At 39.7% G+C, this 22,459-nt stretch carries 17 protein-coding genes; 12 read left to right on the top strand and 5 right to left on the bottom strand.

What is annotated here, in order from left to right; all coding sequences use genetic code 11:
- Positions 1-63 precede the first annotated feature (63 nt).
- From KHB02_RS11505 to KHB02_RS11480, 6 genes are all read left to right on the top strand, one after another.
- The gene (locus KHB02_RS11505; protein ID WP_213140621.1) at positions 64-996 is read left to right on the top strand and encodes a carbohydrate ABC transporter permease; all 933 of its coding nucleotides are present in this window, start codon (positions 64-66) and stop codon (positions 994-996) included.
- The gene (locus tag KHB02_RS11500; RefSeq protein WP_213140620.1) at positions 993-1,814 is read left to right on the top strand and encodes a carbohydrate ABC transporter permease; all 822 of its coding nucleotides are present in this window, start codon (positions 993-995) and stop codon (positions 1,812-1,814) included. Before KHB02_RS11505 ends, KHB02_RS11500 begins: the two co-directional genes overlap by 4 nt.
- 59 nt (positions 1,815-1,873) lie before the next feature.
- The gene (locus KHB02_RS11495; protein ID WP_213140619.1) at positions 1,874-4,933 is read left to right on the top strand and encodes a glycoside hydrolase family 2 TIM barrel-domain containing protein; all 3,060 of its coding nucleotides are present in this window, start codon (positions 1,874-1,876) and stop codon (positions 4,931-4,933) included.
- A 49-nt stretch (positions 4,934-4,982) separates the two neighbouring features.
- Entirely contained in the window at positions 4,983-6,659 is a 1,677-nt protein-coding gene (locus tag KHB02_RS11490) for an amylo-alpha-1,6-glucosidase (protein WP_213140618.1), read from the top strand.
- Positions 6,660-7,541: a DMT family transporter gene (locus KHB02_RS11485; RefSeq protein ID WP_213140617.1), complete on the top strand. Its 882-nt coding sequence runs from the start codon at positions 6,660-6,662 to the stop codon at positions 7,539-7,541. It abuts the gene before it with no gap.
- A gap of 81 nt (positions 7,542-7,622) precedes the next feature.
- Positions 7,623-8,621 carry a LacI family DNA-binding transcriptional regulator gene (locus tag KHB02_RS11480; RefSeq protein WP_213140616.1) on the top strand — a complete coding sequence of 333 codons (999 nt, stop codon included), beginning with the start codon at positions 7,623-7,625 and terminating at the stop codon, positions 8,619-8,621.
- 104 nt (positions 8,622-8,725) lie between these two features.
- Here KHB02_RS11480 and katG read toward each other — a convergent pair whose 3' ends face one another.
- From katG to KHB02_RS11465, 3 genes are all read right to left on the bottom strand, one after another.
- Positions 8,726-10,942: a catalase/peroxidase HPI gene (gene katG, locus KHB02_RS11475; protein ID WP_213140615.1), complete on the bottom strand. Its 2,217-nt coding sequence runs from the start codon at positions 10,940-10,942 to the stop codon at positions 8,726-8,728.
- Positions 10,943-11,520: 578 nt separating this feature from the next.
- Entirely contained in the window at positions 11,521-12,192 is a 672-nt protein-coding gene (locus tag KHB02_RS11470) for a YjbE family putative metal transport protein (protein WP_213140614.1), read from the bottom strand.
- Positions 12,193-12,374: 182 nt separating this feature from the next.
- A complete protein-coding gene (locus tag KHB02_RS11465) occupies positions 12,375-13,790 on the bottom strand; it encodes a PQQ-dependent sugar dehydrogenase (protein WP_213140613.1) in 1,416 nt (471 codons plus the stop codon).
- A 277-nt stretch (positions 13,791-14,067) separates the two neighbouring features.
- Here KHB02_RS11465 and KHB02_RS11460 point away from each other — a divergent pair, with 277 nt between their 5' ends.
- A complete protein-coding gene (locus KHB02_RS11460) occupies positions 14,068-14,709 on the top strand; it encodes a DNA-3-methyladenine glycosylase (protein WP_241113823.1) in 642 nt (213 codons plus the stop codon).
- A 139-nt stretch (positions 14,710-14,848) separates the two neighbouring features.
- Here the strand turns inward: KHB02_RS11460 and KHB02_RS11455 are convergent, their stop codons facing one another.
- A complete protein-coding gene (locus KHB02_RS11455; RefSeq protein WP_213140611.1) occupies positions 14,849-15,748 on the bottom strand; it encodes a DctP family TRAP transporter solute-binding subunit in 900 nt (299 codons plus the stop codon).
- Positions 15,749-16,645: 897 nt separating this feature from the next.
- Here KHB02_RS11455 and KHB02_RS11450 point away from each other — a divergent pair.
- The 4 genes from KHB02_RS11450 to KHB02_RS11435 all read left to right on the top strand — a co-directional run bounded on the left by KHB02_RS11450 (position 16,646) and on the right by KHB02_RS11435 (position 20,216).
- Positions 16,646-17,473 (top strand): electron transfer flavoprotein subunit beta/FixA family protein, encoded by an 828-nt coding sequence (locus tag KHB02_RS11450; RefSeq protein WP_213140610.1) that lies wholly within the window; start codon positions 16,646-16,648, stop codon positions 17,471-17,473.
- Positions 17,474-18,505 (top strand): electron transfer flavoprotein subunit alpha/FixB family protein, encoded by a 1,032-nt coding sequence (locus KHB02_RS11445; RefSeq protein ID WP_213140609.1) that lies wholly within the window; start codon positions 17,474-17,476, stop codon positions 18,503-18,505.
- A 157-nt stretch (positions 18,506-18,662) separates the two neighbouring features.
- Entirely contained in the window at positions 18,663-19,799 is a 1,137-nt protein-coding gene (locus KHB02_RS11440) for a GerMN domain-containing protein (protein ID WP_213140608.1), read from the top strand.
- A 234-nt stretch (positions 19,800-20,033) separates the two neighbouring features.
- Complete coding sequence (locus KHB02_RS11435) at positions 20,034-20,216, top strand: Fur-regulated basic protein FbpA (RefSeq protein WP_213140607.1); 183 nt, start codon at positions 20,034-20,036, stop codon at positions 20,214-20,216.
- 63 nt (positions 20,217-20,279) lie between these two features.
- Here the strand turns inward: KHB02_RS11435 and KHB02_RS11430 are convergent, their stop codons facing one another.
- Positions 20,280-20,711 carry a MarR family winged helix-turn-helix transcriptional regulator gene (locus KHB02_RS11430; protein WP_213140606.1) on the bottom strand — a complete coding sequence of 144 codons (432 nt, stop codon included), beginning with the start codon at positions 20,709-20,711 and terminating at the stop codon, positions 20,280-20,282.
- Between the two features lie 140 nt (positions 20,712-20,851).
- On the opposite strand from KHB02_RS11430, the gene KHB02_RS11425 reads away from it, so the two are divergent.
- On the top strand, positions 20,852-22,363 hold the full coding sequence (locus KHB02_RS11425) for an MDR family MFS transporter (protein ID WP_241113822.1): 1,512 nt from the start codon (positions 20,852-20,854) through the stop codon (positions 22,361-22,363).
- Positions 22,364-22,459: the final 96 nt, after the last annotated feature.

Here is a 22,459-nt window from a genome sequence, read left to right as displayed (position 1 = left end):
CACTTCACATGAAAATGTTGGGTGCTTTCCTCCATTTTAATCTGAACTTTAAGGGGTCATCTTATGTTTAGTAAATCGAAGAAGGCGAATAGCTATCAGCTGGTAAGTAGGAAAGTGCCCTATTTATTTATTTCACCGTGGATTATTGGGTTTTTGGTGTTTACCTTGGGACCATTGGCGTTTTCTTTAATCATGAGCTTTTATGATTGGCCCATTACAAGTGACCCGACATTTATTGGAATCGACAACTATAAAAATATGTTTACAAACGATCAGCAATTTTATAAATCCTTAGGTATAACCTTGAAATTTGCCGCTATTTTCGTTCCGTTAAATTTGGTTATAGCCTTAATTCTTGCACTTCTTATTACGCAGCCTGTAAAAGGAATTAAACTATTCCGTACAATTTTCTATTTGCCCGCTGTTGTTTCCGGTGTAGCGATTTCTATTATTTGGGGATGGATTTTCAACTCTCAATACGGAATTTTAAACTATATTTTATCCTTAATTGGGGTTGAAGGGCCAAAATGGCTTGTCGATCCAAAGTGGGCCATCCTCACAATCGTAATTGCAAGTGCCTGGGGCGTAGGTACCATGATGCTGATTTTCTATACAGATATTAAGGGGATTCCAGCAGAAATATATGAAGCGGCAGCGATTGATGGTGCGAGCCCGCTTCGTCAGTTCATTAGCATCACAATCCCATGTATAACGCCAACGATTCTTTTTAACGTTATTACATCTGTTATTGCGGCCTTACAGCAATTAACATTGGTTCTCCTGCTGACTGGCGGCGGTCCGTTAAAATCAACATATTTCTACGGTCTGTATGTATTTAATAACGCATTTAAGCACCATCATTTAGGATATGCAAGTGCAAACGCATGGTTCATGTTCATCATTATTTTACTTTTAACAATGTTAATTTTTAAATCATCGTCCACATGGGTGTTTTATGAGAATGAAGTGAAAAAAGAAGGGAAGAAGAAAAAATGAAGATGTCAAAGAAGCATAAAACAATCGTATACATCCTTCTCGGGTTATTTTCACTTTATTTCTTATTACCGTTTGTGTGGGTCATCCTTTCCGCTTTAAAAACGGAAGCCGAAGTTTTCAGCTTTCCGCCAAAGATTTTTCCAGATGTTCTTCAGTGGGGCAACTTTATTGATGCCTGGAAAAGCCAGCCTTTTGGAACTTATTTTATAAACTCGGTAATTGTTACTGTGATGACTACTTTAGGACAATTGATTTCATGTTCCTTGGTCGCTTATGGGTTTGCAAGATATGATTTTAAATATAAAAATATCCTATTCATTTTATTGCTAGCAACGATGATGATTCCATGGGATGTTACGATGATTCCTTTATACATGGAATTTAAAATGTTCGGTTGGATTAACACCTTAAAGCCCTTAATTATCCCAGCGTTTTTTGGGTCTGCTTATTATATCTTTTTACTAAGACAGTTCCTTATGAATATTCCCAAGGATCTTGAAAATGCAGCGAGAATTGATGGAGCAAATGAATTTCAAATCTTCTTTAAAATATTCCTCCCGATTATGAAGGCGCCACTTATCTTAATCGCGGTATTAAATATTTTATTGGTTTGGAATGACTACCTTGGTCCATTAATTTATCTTCAGGACCAATCAAAATATACGTTGGCACTGGGACTTGCAGCGTTTAAGGGAATTCATAACCTGCAAATTTTACCGATTATGTCTATTACATTAATCATGATTGTTCCGCCAGTATTAGTCTTCTTGTTTGCACAGAAGTACATTGTGGAAGGAATTAGTGGTTCAATCAAGTAGTTTTCGTAAAGGTAAAAAATGCCCGGATTTCAACTAAGATTCATACGGAGGAAGAGATTATGCAACGTGAAATGAAAAGATGGGAAAATATCCATCTGACTGGGATCAATAGACTCCCCGCACACACGAATTTTTATCGATATTATAATAGAGAGAATGCAACTACCTTTAATCGAGAAAAAAGTATCGGATATCGATTGCTCGATGGAGTTTGGAAGTTTCTATATGTAGAGGCACCGGAGCTTTCACCAAAGGGCTTCGAGACAGAGGAGTTTGCGATTGAGAAATTGGAATATATTGAGGTACCGTCCAGTTGGCAAATGAAGGGCTATGGCCACATGCATTATACCGATGTGTTATACCCTTTCGCGATCAACCCCCCATTTGTACCGCAGGAAAACCCAACTGGGATCTATTTTCGAGAGCTCGTGATCGACGAACTTTCAGATGAAGAAGTGCTTATTATAAAATTTAATGGTGTGGATTCCGCGTTTGATTTATATGTAAATGGACAGCATGCTGGTTTCAGTAAGGTTTCAAGATTGCCTTCTGAATTTGATATTACGAATTTTGTGAAAAAAGGAAGCAATCGCATAACAGTTAGAGTCTATCAATTTTCTGACGGGACCTATTTAGAGGATCAGGATATGTGGTGGCTCTCCGGAATTTTTAGAAGCGTTGAGTTATTTACGATCAATAAGGATACGCTGCAGGATGTGTTTGTAGAAACATTGCCTGGTGAAAACTATAAAAATTTCACAATGAAAATTTGCGGAGCATTTTTTACCAATTGCGTAAAAAATCTTAGAGGGACTCTTCGATATAGAAATGAAAAAGTGGATGAATTTGAGATTAATGTAGTTGAGGGTATCTTTGAATTTAGCAGATTAGTAGAAAATCCTCTTTTATGGAATGCCGAGGAGCCTAATCTTTACACACTTGAGTTCGAATATGAATTGCCAACCGGTGAAACAGAGATTGTACCGCTCAGAATTGGTTTTCGTTCCATTGAAATCATTGAGAACGAAATTCGCGTCAACGGAAAGCGCATTTTCTTTAACGGTGTGAACAGACATGATGCCAATCCAAAGACTGGACGAACGGTAAGCTATGAGGATATGCTCAAGGATGTCAAATTGATGAAGCAACACAATATTAATGCTGTTCGGACTGCCCACTATCCCAATAATGATGTGTTCTATGATTTGTGTGACGAGTACGGTTTATATGTGATTGATGAGGCCGATCTGGAGTGCCACGGCTTTGAAAATACAGGCAACTACAATTGGATTTCCGATAATGAGCTATGGGAAAAACAATATGTTGACCGCGCCGTCCGCATGGTGAAAAGAGACCGCAACCACCCAAGTGTTATCATGTGGTCACTGGGAAATGAATCAGGTGCAGGACGGAACTTCACTGCTATGTACAATGCGATCAAGACCATTGATTCAACTAGATTGGTACATTACGAGGGTGACAGAGTTGCAGCCTACAGCGACGTATACACAACGATGTACACTCGATTGAAGCCGCTCGAAGAAATCGGAAGGGATGCTGAAGGCAAGAAGCCTCATATTCTATGTGAATATGGCCACGCAATGGGGAATGGCCCTGGCGGCTTAACCGAATATCAACAGGTCATGCGAAAGTATCCGAGATTACAAGGCGGCTTCATTTGGGAATGGTGTGATCACGGTATTGAAACCACCAATGAAAATGGTGAAACCATCTATCTTTACGGTGGCGACTTCGGAGACTTCCCGACAAACGGAAACTTCTGTATTGATGGGCTTGTGTTCCCTGACAAAACACCATCACCTGGACTCCTTGAGTATAAAAAGGTGATTGAGCCGATTGTAACAGAGGAAGCCAATTTACAAGAAGGCAAGATTCGCGTGAAGAACCTGTACGATTTTAGGAATCTGTGTGGAATCGATCTTCTCATTACGGTAAAATCTTTCGATACTCTCATTGAAGAAAAAATAATCAAATTACCAAGCATCGATGCACAGGAAGAAGTGGAGCTTGTTTTACCGGTCGATTTAGCGAAAGCGGCTCAGTATGACGATGCTCGGATCTATCTAAGCTATCAGGAATCCGAAAATACCCTCTATGCAGAAAAAGGTCATGAGATTACGAAGGAAAGCTTTTTGCTTTCTTCTACTAAAGTTAAGAAAACAGTAAAAGCAGCCGTCTCTAACGGTTCTGATTTTAGTATTGAGGACGAAGCGGCTTGGCTTACAATAGAATCCAATAAGATCAAGGCTGTTTTTTCAAAGGTATTTGGTACGCTGAAATCGTTCACAGTAGAAGGGGAAAAAATGATCCATAAAGGCCCTGAGGTAACACTTTGGAGAGCAATCATCGATAACGATATGTATAAAAAGGATGACTGGATTAACAAGTACTTCCTGAAGAATACAAAAGAACAGATGGGAACAGTTAATTACGAAATGGCTGAAGATTATATAGATATTGAAATCACCAAATATTTATCAACCGTAAACCAAGCGTGGGGTTTCCACCTGACTTATAACTACCGCATCACGAAAAATGGTGCCCTAAACATAGACCTTAAAGGCAGAAAAGTACTAAGAGGGAAGGAAATTCCCGAAATGCTGCCGCGAATCGGAGTCACAATAAATCTTAACCAGGATTATAACCATGTAACTTGGTATGGACGAGGCGATTCTGAATCGTACCAAGACACAAAACGCAGTCAACAGATAGGGTTATACAGTAAGACAGTTGAAGAAATGCATACTGATTATGTGTATCCACAGGAAAATGGCTCACGCTGTGATACTTCTTTCTTGGCAGTAGCAAAGGGTGAAGACATGTACTTATTCAATTTTAAAGGGGAATATGATTTCACCATCCATGATTATGAAACAAGTGCTCTGGAAGAAGCGAAGCATCGAGGCAATATCAAAAAGTCATCTTACAATGTGTTAACGATTGATTATAAGCAAAGTGGGGTTGGAAGCAATAGCTGCGGCGAAGAACAGCTTCCTCTATATCGGGTTGGAGTCGAGGATTTCCACCTTCAATTTGAAATGAGAAAGATCGGTAAGGGCAACATGGTGGAAGAAAGCAAATTCTTTACGGCACGTTAACAGTGAGCAGGGGAAACCCTGCTTATGATATAAAAGGAGAAAGAAATCCATGAAACTTGATATTAGAGAAATTCCTTTTTCCAGATTTGGTTCGTATTTTTGCGTATCACAGGAAAAGGATTCTGAGGAAATTTATATACGAGATGTACACGGTGGAGATGACGCCCCGTCAAAGCTGTTTAAACTGGATATTTTACATGACGACGTTGAAAAAGGGTTGGATATTCTCGCAACGGAAACGGCTATACGCTTCCAATTAACAGGAAATGAAGAGAAGTATGCGGAAATTATTATTCCAGAGGAGGATGAACTTCATATTCAAACAAGCGGAGTTGAGGTCCGTTTGCAGGCTAGTAAAGTGAAGTACGATACCTTGCATGAATATGAGGATGGAATGTATGAATATCATATCTATCCGAAGGAATTAAAGCTTATGATCAGCAAGTTGTCAGGAGAATTCTCGGTTGAGGCGCCATGGAATGTGATCGGAAATGATTTTATCGACATTCGTATGAAAAATGGCCATTTTGTTATTGAAAGCTATCGCACCGTTTATAAACAAAAGCAATACGCAAGCTTTGAAGCAGGCAAGGAAAAGGTCGAAACGCTATATCGAGAATGGAAGGCGAACATTACAAAGAGCAATGAGGTTTACCAATCTTCGATTGATCGGGCTACCTATATTACTTGGTCAAGCGTGGTCCACCCTCATGGCATCCTTAAAGATTATGCAATGTATATGTCAAAGCTTTGGATGTACAATATTTGGTCATGGGATAACTGTTTTAATGCGCTGCACTTAGGTGCAAAGTATCCGGAGATGGCTTATTCGCAGTTGAAAATCTTTATTGATGCTCAGGACGAATCAGGGACATATCCTGATTTTGTCAATGATAAATTTGTATCTTATAACTGCATTAAACCGCCGATTTTTATGTATGTTTATGAAAAGCTGATGGATAAGAATGACTATTTTAAAGATGAAAATCGACTGCGGGAGATTTATGACTCTTCAAAAAAAGTTTTGCAGTATTATGATTTATACAGAACCTATGAAGATAGGATTGCTCATTACAAGCATGGAAATGATTCTGGCTGGGATAATGCGTCTTTGTTCCATCAAGGAATGCCGGTTGAAGCACCAGATTTAGCAAGCTTTTTAATCAGATCATATGATAGTTTATCTCGCTTTGCGGGGATGCTTGGAGAAGATTCAGAAGCCAAACAATTTACTAAAAAGGCAGATTCTCTATTTGGGTTACTGATGGAGCGGCTGCATGACGAAAATGGTTTCTTTGGACGGGTTGGTAAAGATGCGGAAAAGATAGAAATCCGATCAAGTTTGATATTACGATTGCCTGTTATAATTGGCTATCGTTTGGATAAAGCGGTGATGGATCAGCTTGTTGCCGATCTTGTGGGAAACTTTGAAACTCAATATGGTTTCGCAACCGAAATGCTATCAAGCCCGTATTATAAAGAAAATGGCTATTGGCTTGGATCGATTTGGGCGCCAGTTACTTATCTTTTAGTTGATTCTTTACTAAATTTTGGCTACAGTGAGATTGGAAAGAGAATCAGAGACAAGTTTTTAAATCTTACGTTAGTAGGCGGTATGGCAGAGAATTTTGACCCGATCTCTGGGAAGGGACTCGTCGATACCTCCTTTACGTGGACTTCCAGTGTCTTTCTCGAACTGGTAGAGAAAAAATTAGAGGTTGATTAAATGCGTAAATACATTGGGGAAATTAGTCTTACCATTGTAGCGATTATTTGGGGAAGCGGATTTGTGGCAAGTGCGGTTTCACTGGAGCATTATACACCGTACCAGATTTTAGCTATTCGGTTTTTGATAGGTGTACTTTTATTAAGTCTTGTATTTTTTAAGAAATTAAAAAGGATTAAAAAGATTACAATTATAAAAGGCTCCATTATTGGAATCTTTTTATACTTGGCATTTGCCCTGCAAACAGTGGGATTGCAATATACAACACCATCAAAAAATGCTTTTCTTACTGCGGTAAATGTGGTGATTGTTCCATTTATTGCCTTTTTTATTTATAAGCGAAAAATGGATAAGTTTGAGCTTTTTGGGGCAATCCTGGCGATTACGGGGGTTGGCGTTATTTCTCTCAAGCTTACGGCTGAATTAAATATCGGGGATCTTCTTACTTTGTTGTGTGCGGTTGGATTTGCTTTCCATATTTTCTACACAGCAAAGTTTGTAAAGGATGAGGATCCCGTTCTATTAACCATTATTCAGATGGCAACCGCAACGATTTTAGGATTTATTGTCGTCTTTTTCAAGGGAGAAACAAGCTTTTCGATGAATGTCGAAGGGGTTTCCAATGTGTTGTATTTGGGCGTTTTCTCCACTACAATTGCGTTTTTGATGCAGACATTTGCGCAAAAATATACGACAGAAACAAATGCGGCCATCATTTTATCAACCGAAGCTTTATGGGGCATGGTATTCTCTATCATCCTGTTAAGTGAGGTTATCACTATGAAAATGATTATTGGGGCAGTCCTGATTCTTTGTGCCATTATCATTTCTGAAACGAAGCTCAACTTTTTCAAAAAAGAAACCATTGAGGAAGCCGCATAGATAGGGATATTATTTCAAAAACAGATGTATATTGCTTGAAATAATAGAAGTATATAAATAAAAGTTAAGTGGGTATGCACAATGGCAACGATTAAAGATATAGCTGATTTAGCACAGGTTTCAATGGCGACAGTATCCAGAGTGTTAAATTATGATGAAACATTGAATGTTTCACCGGAGACGAGAAAGCGGATTTTTGAGGCGGCTGAGGAATTAAATTACGTCATTACCCCGAAAAAGAAGAAAACAAAAAAGAAGGGACTCATCGGCCTTTACTACTCCTATTCGCTTGAAGAGGAATTGATTGACACATACTATTTGTCCATTCGTGTGGCTTTGGAAAAGAAGCTTGAGAATATGGGGATGGAGTTATATAAAATTAGCAAAGAGGATACAAAGAAAAGCGTTTCGAAACTAGACGGCATCATCTGCCTTGGAACGTTTAAGAAGGCAGATATTGAGTTAATTAAGAGTTTAGATAGGCTGTCCGTGTTTGTCGATGCGAACCCTGATGAGAATTATTTTGATTCTGTCGTCATTGATTTCAATTCCGCTACGAAAAATGCACTCAATTATTTAATTGAATTGGGTCATCAAAACATCGGATTTATTGGTGGGGTTGAAACCGATATGTACGGGAACCGGTTCAAAGATTTGCGACAGGATGTTTTTGAGTCCTATTTAAAGGAAAAGGGTATTTTTAAAGAGGATTTCGTCAAAATCGGCGGCTACAATCCAAAGGATGGATATTTGATATTAAAGGAATTGTTAAGCGGGGACGTTAGACCAACTGCCGTGTTTGTCGCAAACGATTCAATTGCAGTCGGCTGTTATAAAGCAGCGTATGAATTAGGAGTCAAAATTCCTAATGAACTCAGCATCGTTGGTTTTAATGATGTATCATCCGCGCAATACATGGTTCCGCCGCTAACAACAGTAAAACTATACACCGAAATAATGGGGGAAACCGCCGTCGACCTCCTATTAGAAAGAATCGCAACCAAACGCGAAATATGCAAAAAAGTAACAATCCACACCAAACTAATCATACGAGGCAGCGCAGCCACAGTAAAATCTTAGTGCCTGCATTCCGAAATTTCTTGTAAGGTTGCGTTAGTCTAGTATTGTTGTTTTCTTTCCACACAAAAACCGCCATCAGTTTGACGGCGGTTTCTTTATTATACTTACTTCGCTGCTAATTGACCTTTCTTAAGCTCAGCCGACTTAAGATCGTAGCGGTCTGCATTCATGACCTTGACCCAGGCTGCGACAAAGTCATTCACAAACTTTGCCTTGTTATCATCTTGAGCATAAACTTCAGCAATAGCACGTAGAACGGAGTTGGAACCAAACACTAGGTCCACTCTAGTTGCTGTACGGACTACTTCACCTGTTTGACGGTCACGTCCTTCATAGACGTTGGCTCCTACAGGCTTCCACTGCACTCCCATATCAAGCAAGTTAACAAAGAAGTCATTCGTGAGTTGGCCTACACGCTCAGTGAATACACCATGCTGTGTGCCGCCGTAGTTTGTACCTAGAACACGCAAGCCGCCAATTAGGGCAGTCATTTCTGGAGCAGTTAGGTTTAGTAGTTGTGCCTTGTCTACTAGAAGCTCTTCTGGGCTTACAGTAAAATGTCCTTTTTGATAGTTGCGGAAACCATCAGAAATAGGCTCTAGTACCGCAAAGCTTTCTACATCTGTTTGCTCTTGTGTGGCATCACCGCGTCCCGGAGCAAAAGGAACTGTTACATCAAAGCCTGCATCTTGTGCAGCTTTTTCGATTGCGGCACTACCGCCTAATACAATCAAATCGGCCAAGCTGACTGGCTTATCTAACTCTTTTTGAATGCCTTCAAGTACTTGTAGCACTTGTGCTAGTTGTTCCGGCTGATTCACTTCCCAATCCTTCTGTGGAGCAAGACGGATGCGTGCACCATTAGCACCGCCGCGATGGTCTGATCCACGGTAGGTACTAGCAGAAGCCCAAGCAGTTGTTACCAGCTTGCTGATTGTAAGACCTGAGTCTAAGATTTTTGCTTTAATCTCAGCTATATCAGCATCTGTTAAATCATAATTGCCAACAGGTACAGGATCTTGCCAGATTAGTTCTTCTTCTGGAACTTCCGGGCCAAGATATCTTGAAGCAGGACCCATGTCACGGTGTGTTAGTTTGAACCAAGCACGGGCAAATGCATCTGCAAACTCTGCTGGATTCTCATGGAAACGACGAGAAATTTTTTCATAGATTGGATCATAACGCAATGCCATATCTGAAGTGAACATCACTGTCGGTACACGCTTTGATGAATCCTCTGCATCTGGAGCAAGGTGTTCCTCGGCAGGATCTACAGCAAGCCACTGATAGGCACCTGCAGGACTCTTTGTAAGCCACCATGTATATCCAAATAATAGATCAAAGTAACCATTATCCCACTGTGTTGGGTTAGCAGTCCAAGAACCTTCAAGACCGCTGGTGATGGTGTCACGGCCTTTACCGCTGCCGTATGTACTTAACCAGCCTAAACCTTGTGCTTCAATAGGAGCAGCTTCTGGTTCTGGACCAACATGTGAAGCATCGCCTGCACCATGTGCCTTACCAAAAGTATGTCCGCCAGCAATTAGTGCTACTGTTTCTTCGTCGTTCATTCCCATACGGGCAAAGGTTTCACGGATGTCGTGAGCCGATGCAAGCGGATCTGGTTTGCCGTTTGGACCTTCTGGGTTAACATAGATAAGTCCCATTTGAACAGCAGCAAGTGGATTTTCAAGATCACGTTCGCCTGTGTAACGATTATCACCTAGCCATTCCTTTTCATTTCCCCAATAGATATCTTCTTCTGGATGCCAAATGTCTGCGCGGCCGCCTCCAAAACCAAATGTCTTGCCGCCCATTGATTCAATCGCTACATTACCTGCCAAAATCATTAAGTCGCCCCAAGAGATCTTGTTCCCATACTTCTGCTTAATAGGCCATAGCAGGCGACGTGCTTTATCAAGGTTACCGTTATCAGGCCAGCTGTTAAGTGGAGCGAAACGCTGGTTGCCAGTTCCGCCGCCACCACGGCCGTCACCAGTACGATAAGAACCTGCAGAGTGCCAAGCCATACGGATAAAGAATGGACCATAATGTCCATAGTCAGCAGGCCACCAATCTTGGCTGTCTGTCATTAGAGTCTGAAGATCCTGCTTAAGAGTAGCGTAGTCTAATTTATTAAATTCTTCTACATAATCAAATTCTTCACCCATTGGGTTAGATTTTCTGTCATGCTGATGGAGAATATTCAAATTTAACGCATTTGGCCACCAGTCTCGAGTTGACGTACCACTTGATTTGACACTTGTAGCACCGCCGTGAAAAGGGCATCCTTGGCCAGTTCCATTGTTTTTAGCATCCATGTTATTAATCTCTCCTTTTGTATAAGTTTAGAAGTATTATAATTATATATCTAGTTTTAAACTAGAATTATAATAATTATTATGTAATCATTATAATAAAACATAAAACAAATTGAAAGCAAATAATGAATAAAATTTAAAGAAAATTTAGAATTAATTTTAATAATATAAATCTAGCAAATAAGGAAAAATATATTACGGCAACAAGAAACTTCTCGTAATTATGAAAAGGTGTACTAAATAATGAAGTTTCATAGGTAATGTAAGTAAAGTCTAAGTTTGATTTGTGAAATTCATGATAAAGAGGAAAAATTAAATATTTGAGAAATACTAAAATCCTGATCCAGGGCACCCGGACTATTATAATAGCTGTTCAAAAAAAAGTAGAGGAGAATGAAAATAATAATTGTAAATGAGAATGTAAAAGAGCTCTTAGAAGAATTATTGCAGTGATAATTGCATTGAATAAAAGGTTTTTAAGAAATTATATATTTTCCTATATTACCATTATAATGAAATGGAATGATATTAGGCAAGTCAAAGCATTGAAAAAGCACCGAATTGAACGGTGCTTTTCATTATAATATAGTGGCTTTTGCTTCTTTTGCCAAGTTGTTCTTTAAAAACACTGCTACTACCAAAATAATCGCCATCGCAATTGGCACAACTAAATGGAGTGAATCCGGAATTAAGATGTGGAACTTTTCTAATCCTTTATCTTCAACCATCATTTTACCCGCAGCATAGGTTAATAATCCTGCACCTGCATAAACGATGATTGGATATCTCTCCATTAAGCTCGTTAATAATTTGCTGCCAAAAATAATGATTGGGATAGAAATGGCAATGCCAATTGCGATCGGCAGAATTCCTTCCGCAACGCTTGATAATGCGATCACATTATCAATAGACATGGCGAAATCGGCAATCGCAATCGTTTTGATTGCACCCCAAACTTTATCTGATGGTTTGATATTCGGGTCATCTTCTTCTTTATGTGCGATTAAATTGTAACTGATCCGTAACAAGATTAAACCACCCACTAATTGCACAAACGGTAAATCTAAAAATTGAATTAAAACTGTTGCTGCTACAATCCTTAACACAATAGCCATTAATGTCCCGCCGAAAATAGCACGATTTCTCAACTGAGGTGGTACTTTGCTGGCAGCTAATGCGATAACAACTGCATTATCACCCGATAACAAAATATCGATTCCTATTAAACTTAAAATTTGTAGAACCGTCATGTCGTTTGATTCCCCCGTGTTTATGTATATTTTTTGAACTTCTATGATATTGGTATATCATATCTTTTTGGATTTAGGTAGAAAACATTATGAACTAAATATGGAAGATTTTTTCCAAATCTATATTATAGACAACGATTAAACAAAAAAATAACCCGGCAGCAGCTGGGTTATTCTTTGTTTCATGTAACGATTTCAAAAACACTACCTTGGTTAAAATCAGTGACTTTCATAGAGCCATTAACCCCTAAATATAGTCTGGTTTGGTCCAGATTCGTTCCCAAACTAACGTAGTAGGCAGATTGAGGACCAAAATTATAATCGGTTTCAATAACACTAAAATCATTTAGTTTACCATCTATTCTTACCCTAGTATAAGCTAAAACTCCTCTAACCGGAGGTTGAGATTCTGGCCTTCGGGCAAGGTCGGTAAACACGACGCTTCCCGTTAAATTGGGGATGGCATTTCCCAAATAGGGCTGGACTCCCGTCAAAGAAGTCCCTCCAAACTTATCGGGGCGGGGATCTTCATGATAATAACTAGTTAAAGGTGGAAGACGCCTTACTGAAGTTTTTACTGCTTCATCGTAATAAGCAATTGTTTTCTCGTCCAGGTCCGGATTTCCAGAGCAGCTCGTAATAATGGAAGTAGGAAATGCACCTTCCCAGCCTCGCCAGCCAAAGTTAATAAATCCTTCTTGGTCTGGTTCGGTGTTTCTTAAAGCAGTTTGAACAAGTTGAGTAACCGGTATTGGTTTATAATAAACGAATGTAAAAATCGACTCTACCAGGTCCTGCCCGACATTTCCAACATATTTGATATATTGATTATAAAACCTTTGAAATTGAATGCCAGGTATATTGCGAACCCCTTTCGCAATGACCGTAAGTGTTTCCTGAATAGATACGGGAAGTTCATCAAAACGTGTGACTACAGGTGGATTATCGATAAATGTATTCTTAACTATGTCAATTTCTATGATTTTTCCGGCTATTTCCATATTATTCTGGCTTAAATTAAATGGATCATAGCCCGCTCCGCCATCTCCGGTTGTTAAAACTAGTTTTCCTGTTTCAGGTGAAAAGTTTAAGCTATTGACGCCATTATGATTGAAAAATGGTCTTCTTACGTTAAGTAATGTCCGTCGTTTTTGAGGTTGCCTATTTGATTGTACAATCCATTCTTCGACTGTATCAATATGATCATATTGAGTTTCTCTATTGATCCACTTTAGGTTTAAGGTTGCGGGATCACATGGGTTAGGACTAAAATGTTTAGAAAGAGCCCCTGGGCCTTGTGTTTCAGCTACTGAATAGTGGAGATAAAACAGACCGTTATAATAAAATTGCGGATGAAAAGCAAGCCCCAGCAAACCCCGTTCATCATAGCCGCCTCTAGAAGCACCTAGTTTTATAATTCTTGAGCGAATATCTAAAAAAGTCCTGATAGCACCATTTCCTATGTAAAAGATCTCTCCTACCTGGGTTGCAATAAATAAGCTTTCTGTTGAGTCACCCGGGAGCATAGCTGTTTTCAAAACAGTGGGCAAATTGATTTTACTTACAATCGGCTGTAAACGAATCTTAACTTTTTTCACCCAAATATACACTCCTTTCTAATTGTTCCTTTTATAAAAATATGATTAGAGTGTTTCTGATAGTACCAATTAAGGCTGGGGAATCAGATAAGGATCGTTCCATTTTCCGCGTAAGCGCCTGCTTCTGGTGCCGAACTTTTTGAAATGCTAAAAAACACTAGTTATTAAAAGGTTTCCTGAAACTGAATCATATAATTATACAAATAAGAAATGCTTTTTAAGTCTATAATTTTAAGGAATGAAAGGAAAAGGAAAATCTTTTAAGGAGGCATACAAATTGGAGGAATTTGATAAAGGGATCGTCCCATTACCCGAGGCATTTTATGAACAGCCTACTCTTGAACTGGCAAAGGCTTTGCTCGGATGCATCCTAGTAAAAGAAACAAATGAAGGTATTGCGGCAGGATTCATTGTAGAAACAGAAGCTTACATGGGTCCTAGTGATAGGGCTGCGCATAGCTATAACAACAGACGCACTCCAAGAACAGAGGTGATGTTCCAACGATCCGGCCTTGCCTATACGTATTTAATGCATACACACTGCCTTTTCAATGTAGTCAGCGGAAGTGAAGAAAAACCTGAAGCAGTTTTGATTCGTGCACTGGAACCTATTTATGGCATCGGGCTTATGATAAAGAGGCGAGGCATTGAAGATCAGTCCAAACTGACAAACGGACCCGGAAAACTTACAAAATCATTAGGGATTTCAATGGAGGACTATGGCCGTCCGCTAACGATTCCCCCTTTATATGTGGCCCAAGGGTTCTGCCCGGAAAGTATATCAGCTGGAAAAAGGATTGGCATTGAAAATTCTGGCGATGCTAAAGACTATCCTTGGCGCTTCTGGGTTACTAATAATAAGTTTGTTTCGAGGCATCAATCGGCTATACATGTATTCTATAACTCTACAGACATATGAAAACTCGGGATGCCAGGTCTGGTCGGTTCGCTACACTTCAAAAGCAGTCCCGCCCAACTGGATTAAAATCAAGTGAGAGTCCCAAGCGCATGTCAATAGAACTGCGTTACATAAAACTAAAAAAGGGCTTGCAAGAATCCTACAAGGCCCGAATTTTTCTGGGAATTGATTTGTATGGTTCGCCCAGCTGAGTATAAACTTTTTTTGAAGTACGCACAAAAGCCGGGAAATCAATATCTGTCTCCGTGAGAATATGCATTTCATTTTGATGGGCTATTTGCAAATAAATCGGATTATTTCTTCTTAAAAAGTCCCTTTCAAAGTCACGAGCAATTCTTGATGCATCGGAGATTTTTATCTTTATATCCAAAGAAAAGTGATCATATTTTCCTTTGTTCATTACAAATAAAGCAGGATTGTAAATGTGTCCAGTTAACGTTAATTCACGCTGAACCTCGTAGAACCTATTCGGAACAATGTTTCCCAAAGAATTCTCCTGGCCATCCACGGTTCCATTCCTTAAAGCCTCATAAAGCTGAGGATAAGGGACAGAAACAGGGTTGGCTCCCCAAACGTGAAATAGTGTGCGGTGAATTTGATTATCCATGGTCCTGATTTTCAGCCCACGTAGATTCTCCGGTTCAATAATGGGTGTCTCAGCCGTCGTAATATGGAGATATCCGTTTTCCCACCAGGCCAAATTTTTTAACCCAACGAGGTCAATTTCTTCATTTACAAAATCACCGATTTCACCATCCAATACCCGGTAAGCATGTTCATGGCTTCGAAATAAATAAGGAAAATCGAACGCATTCACTATAGGTACAAGATTTCCTAAACTGCTCGAAGACGTGATGCCGATATCGTATTCTCCTGTCTGCACCGCACGAATTAATTCAATGCCACTTAGGTTAAGGCCAGAAATTATTCTTACTTTTATTTGTCCATCTGTCATTCTTTCTAAGATTTGTTTGAACACCTTGGCCCCCTGATCGTAGGCTGAACCAGGAGGGTTCAAATGGCCGATGGTGATTTGCATAGAGTCACTCTCCTTAAAATTAATAGATTAATAGGATATTGAAATTGATTTCTTTAGAGCGTAAAAACCAAAACATTAGCCGTTGTCGTAAGGTGTGCAAATTACAGTGCAATTACCTGCATCGTCACAAACTATATCGCAATGAATTACTTCTCCTTCATTAAAGGATATTCATGAAGGGGGACAAGGGTTCGGTTGATAATCGAGGGAATTAAGGAAATGGGTAAGTGTAATTCTCAAATTATTTCTTTATATGGAGGATTAATTTAAATTAGTTAGGCAAGCCCCAGAACCGGTCTATTAGTACCATATTAGGGCTGACCAAAAAAGGCTTGCTGACCGCCTTTTTTTGGCCACTGTTGAGATTTTTTTCTGGACATGAATATTCTATATTACGCTCCAGTCAAATCTTTCGAAAGGGTGATATTGTTGGCAAAAAAATCAAACAACAACAAAAAGCAGAACAATGCAACATCTAAAAATAGCAATAACAAAAATAATAATTCCAAAAAATCAAACCAAAAGAATAAGAATAAATGAATGATAAATACTTTTATTTTATAAAGAATTGAAGAAGGGGTTTTGTTTAATAGGCTCTTTTTTACAATATTTATGAAAACAGCAAATAAATATTTAGAATGATAGCTTGGCAGGAGATGGATTTCTCCTGCCGTTTTTTTGATTTAAGAATATTAAGAGCCTTGAAATTTGCAAGACATCCTGGAATCCAAAAATTAGCGAGGAATATTAAGATATTTATCCGAAAATTCGAATGTTAGGACATCTCTGTTAATAAAGTAATGGTAACGGGCGAAAAGCTTTTTAGAACCGAGAGTTTCATATAGAAGGTTAAGTAATGGCACCGCCATTTGCTTTTACAATAAAAGGAGGGATTAAATGCTGCACATTGTAGCCTGTATTAAGCAAGTACCTGACACCAAAATTATCAAGATGAATCCAAAAACAAACACGATGGACCGGAGGACGGCGCCTGCAATCTTGAATCCGTATGATGCCCATGCGGTTGAAGAGGCGGTTCGTATAAAGAATAGGTATGGAGGACACGTTTCCGTTGTGACGATGGGGCCGCCTCCCGCGGTTAACGCGATTAAAACGTGCATTGAAATAGGCGCTGATGAAGGTTATTTAATCACGGACCGCCGGTTTGCGGGGGCAGATACATTGGCAACGAGTTATGCCGTAACAAAGGCGATTGAAAAAATTTCAAAAACGAAGCCGGTAGATCTGATTATTTGCGGAAAAATGTCCATCGATGGAGATACCGGGCAAGTCGGACCTGGAATAGCAAGAAGGCTTGATATTCCACCGCTGACTTCGGTGAACAAGGTAGAGGAAATCAATCAAGAAGAAGGATATGCCATTGTCCATCGCAAGTTGGAGGATGGCTATGAAGTCGTGAAGTCGACCTTGCCGTGCTTGTTTTCTGTTGAGAAAACAATCAATGAAGTGCCGTACTCTCCGCTTCCCAACATGCTAAAGGCTGCTAGATATAAACCGCATATCTGGTCGGTTGATGACTTGGAGGATGTAGATATTAAGCAGCTTGGTTTAAAGGGATCGCCAACAATTGTCTCCAAAGTATGGGCTCCGCAAAAACCATCTGGGGGAACGTTATTTGAAGGTAACCCAACGGCACAAGTAGAGCAATTGCTCTCTGTCCTCTTTGAAAAGAAAGAACTCTTTGAAACAAAGGAGGGGCTGTAATTGGATTTCCAAGATTACAAAGGCGTTTGGGTATTCATAGAACAAAAAGATGGAGCGGTTGCATCCGTATCCCTTGAACTTTTGGGTGCCGGAAGAAAGCTGGCAGACAAACGGGGAGTAGAATTAGCGGGTATTTTAATCGGAGAAAATGTTAAGCATTTAACAAACACAGTATTTGAATACGGGGCAGATACCGTGTATGTCTATGACCAACCCATCTTTAAACATTACCGGACAGAATCTTATATGAAGGCACTGCTAGAATGCAGCGATAAACATAAACCAGAAATTATCCTGTTTGGGGCCACGTCGACCGGAAAAGACCTGGCAAGCGCGGTAGCCACCGACCTGCCGACAGGTTTGACGGCGGATACGACGGAACTCGATGTGGAAGAGGAAACAGGGTTGCTATTGGCGAGCAGGCCAGCTTTCGGTGGAAATATCATGGCAACCATTCTTTGTAAAAAATACCGGCCGCAAATGGCGACGGTTCGCTCCAAAGTCATGAAGGCGCTGCCTCCACAGCTAGGGAGAACAGGTAAGATAGTGGAAGAGACCATAGCTTTAAAGGAAGAAGATATTCGCACGAAAGTCTTGGAGATTGTTAAGGCAACGGTAAAGAAAGTAAGAATCGACGAAGCGGATATCATTGTTGCGGGCGGAAAAGGGTTAGGTAGTTACGAAGGATTTCAGTTAATCCACCAATTGGCGGAAACGCTAGGAGGCGCGGTTGGTGCGAGCCGCGATGTAGTAGAAGCGGGCTGGATTGACCACGCCCATCAAGTCGGGCAAACTGGTGTGACGGTAACGCCAAAGATTTATTTTGCGATTGGAATTTCCGGTGCGATTCAACATATCGTCGGAATGAAAAACTCCGGGTTAATCATTGCCATCAATAAAGACAAAGAAGCCCCGATTTTCCAGAACTGTCATTATGGCATTGTCGGCGACGCCTTTGAAATCGTTCCAATCCTAATCGAGCAATTTAAACAAGCTTTATCAAAAGAGAAGGTAACCAACACCAGTGGCTGAGACGCGGGGACGGTTCTCATGCATCATTTTATTGATGCACGAGAACCGTCCCTTTGCTTTATCCCAAAAGGCTTATATTTGAAAGCAAAATTGAATACTTTAAAGAAAGGGGGATTTGTAATATGGCTCTTCTAGAAATAGAAAAGGGGATATTGATATGAAAAAGATGATTGTCTTCTTTGCCTTCGTCATTTTGATTGGAAACCTTGCTGGTTGCGGTATTCAAATCGGAAACAACAACGCCGAAAATAACAACAGCAAGAACAATAGCACCGCCAACAATAATGATAAGAACAATAATGGCACTTCCGACAATAATAAGGGTGATAAAGAACCAACGACAAATTCAGAAACCATTAATGATTATTATCCTATGAAGAAAAATACTCGATATATATATGAAGGAACAGGAAACGAATTTGCCTCTTATGATGTTTACAATGATTATATTTTGGAAGGGAAGGTCCAACAAAGAATCGATAATGGCGGTACCGTTTTGGTCAATATATTGGAACTTAAGGATGGCAAGCTTACTAAAGTCTTCTCAAGAGGAGAAACCTACTACAGAGAAAATCTGTTAAAAGCTAACAATGATGAAAAAGAAGTCATTTTGATGACCCCATTAACAAAGGGGACTACTTGGACATTAAAGGATGGAAGAGTGAGAACAATCACGAATACAGCAGTAGATATTACAACGCCAACAGGGAACTATAAAGCAATCGAAGTTACCACAAAAAATACAAAAGATAAAACCATTGATTATTATGCTAAAAACGTTGGTTTAGTTAAATCTATTTTTGTATCTGGCGGTACTGAAATATCCTCCACACTAACTAAAATAGAGGATAATGTGCCATTGGTGCAGAACATCAACTTTTTTTACCCGAATATTGATGACGGAAAGCTTTATATTAAAAGCAAGCAATCAAAGCTTTATACCAATGACATTACGAGGAAAGTTTTGGCGCAGGCATACAAGGAGCCAATAAACAATCAATTGGGAGTTGTTTTTTCGAAAAATACGGAGATTAACAGCTTATATTTAAACCAAGATGGAATTGTGTATATCGATTTGAATCAGGCCTTTAGGGATGAAATGTCAGCTGGAGCAGCATATGAAGAAATGCTTCTTCAAAGCGTTGTCAATACAGTAGGTCAATATTATCAAACGGCAAAAGTATATCTCACCATTGACAATAAGCCCTATGAATCAGGCCATATCAGCATGAAAAAAGGAGAGTACTTTAAGGTACAAACTCAGAACACCATTGAGATGAAGGATTCTCACTAATCCACTTTATAAAAAGACCGGTACATGATCTGCCCCCCTAAGGTTGGACTATTAGTCCAACCTTAGGGGGGCAGATCAACACCCGGTCTTTTATTTGGTGCAACGCCAGAACGGTGGTGCCTTTCTTAAACAAATTTTCAATTCATACTTTACAGATAGGAATTATCAGTTTATAATGAAATTATCAACCAACGGCTATTGTAAGCTTTTTGTAAAATCAAAGGAGTGTTTCTAATGAGAAATAACGACGAAAAAAAGCGACGAAAACTTATTAATAAACTAATTTTCCTTAACGTATATAATAAAGAAGATCAAAACCTTTATGGAATGACACTAAGAAAGCTAGAATCTGAATACAGAAGATATAAATTAGTAAACCATCCTCACGGTGAGTTCGGCTCTATTCAAATAATATAGGTTTTAAATTTTTTAGACTGTATGGTGTTTCTGCACCTGCGGTCTTTTTTTATTCAGGCTCTATTAATCCTCTTTCAAATGCTCCACGAGCCGGCCAAGCAAATCGCTTAACACCACGATTTCTTGGTCATTGTAAATATGATAAGTCTGGGCATTAAAATCATTTCGTAACGAACTCAATTGCTCATAGACTCGGTGTCCTTCCTCAGTGATATTCACACGAGTTCGTCTTTTATCTTCAGGGTCTTGATATAGTGTTACTAAATTGGATTGCTGCAGGCGGTTGATCATCCCTGTCATATTTTGTTTCGTGACAAGCATTTCTTCTTTTAAATCACCGATGGAAATACTTCCCTTTTGAATGATTGTTCTCAGAATCACCCATTGCTGGATGCTGGTCAATCCAACATCGGCGACCATTTTTGCTCCATATCTGCTTAAAAGATTAGATATTCTCATAAAGTCTAAAGTAATGTTTGTTTTTAAATTTTCCATATAAACCTCCGTATAATTGATTATCTATAATTTTAGTCAAGTTGTTGACTAAAATACAATGATAACTTAAAATAATTTAGTCAATTACTTGATAAATATAGGGATTGCCCTGATTTAAGCAAATATAAGGAGATAAAAACATGCCAAAAACAACTACGAATCGTAAAATGGTTACTGTTGCGATGCTGGTTGCGATTTTACTCGTCGCCATTGATGTCACGGTTGTCAGTACCGCTATGCCGCGGATTGTCAGTGACCTTAGCGGGTTAAAATTGATCAGCTGGGTGTTTGCCATCTATACTCTCACCACTTCTGTAACAACACCGATTTATGGAAAATTAGCTGACTTATTCGGCCGAAAGAAAGTTTTTATGACAGGGGTTATTTTGTTTGTAGCTGGCTCGATGTTGTCAGGCGCTGCTCAGACGATGCATCAATTAATTTGGTTCCGTGCTTTTCAAGGAATTGGAGCAGGGGCGGTCATGCCGTTAACCTTTACGATTATCGGTGACCTTTACCCAGGTGAACAGCGTGCAAAAATGCAGGGAGTGTTTAGCTCAATTTGGGGAATTGCGGGACTTCTCGGTCCATTGGTAGGCGGCTTCTTCGTTGACCAAATCAGCTGGCGGTGGATTTTCTACATTAATTTACCGGTTGGGTTAGTGTCCATAATCTTAATCACCTTCTTCTTCCACGAAACAGTTGAATTGAAAAAGGAACGTAAAGTTGATTATCTTGGAGCCGTTACGTTTACAATCGGGATTTCAACTCTTTTATATGCATTACTAAATGCGGGCCCAGGGCAAAAATATGCATGGAATTCAGCTACAATTTATATGCTGTTTGCTGTTGCGGTGATCTTTATTGTGCTGTTTGGCTATATTGAAACCAAGGTGAAGGAACCGATGCTTCCGCCATCGTTATTCAAGATTCCAGTCATTCTTGTTTCAAATTTTATCGGTTTTCTGGCAAGTGCTGTACTTATAGGAGTGAACGTTTATTTGCCAATGTGGATTCAAACCATTCTTGGACATAGTGCGACAAGCTCAGGGCTTACGCTGATGCCAATGTCGATTGCATGGCCTTTAGGTGCCACTTTTGCCGGACGTTATATGTACAAAATCGGTTCAAAGTTAACTGCCGTCATTGGTGCTGTTTTGATTGCCCTTGGCGGAACATGGTTACTGGCAGTGGAACTTGACTCCCCGTATTGGTATTTTGTGGGAATTATGATTGTGATCGGTCTTGGGATGGGGTACGCGACAACCCCGACAACTGTACTTGTTCAAGCTGCAGTAGGCTGGCAAATGCGTGGGGCGGCAACCGCTTCTAACTCATTTACCAGGTCAATCGGACAAACGGTGGGAATTGCTGTGTTTGGAACTATTTTTAACAACTCACTGATTCAGTTTGGAAAAGAACATTCAAACGGAGCATGGAGCGGAGGCGGCAATATTAACAATCTCTTAAGCTCAGACGCTGTTAATAAACTTCCTGCAAACGTCATGACGTTGATTCAAGAGGCTCTCGCTCATGGTATGCACCTTGTGTTTATTCTCGTGTTCTTTATCGCAATCGCAAACTTACTGGCTACGTTCCTCCTTCCTTCACACAAGAAGGTAATGGAGCAGCAAAAGCAGGTTCAACACTAAAATGTAAAGCCGCCATTTGTGAACTGCACCAAAATTGTTAGACACAAAACTAACAATGGAGGTGCAGTTTTTTATATGGCTAAATTTACATTCGAG

Source organism: Neobacillus citreus, assembly GCF_018343545.2.
Lineage (GTDB): Bacteria > Bacillota > Bacilli > Bacillales > Cytobacillaceae > Neobacillus > Neobacillus citreus.
Note: the sequence above shows the minus strand (reverse complement) of the source record. Positions and strands in the feature narration are given on the sequence as shown.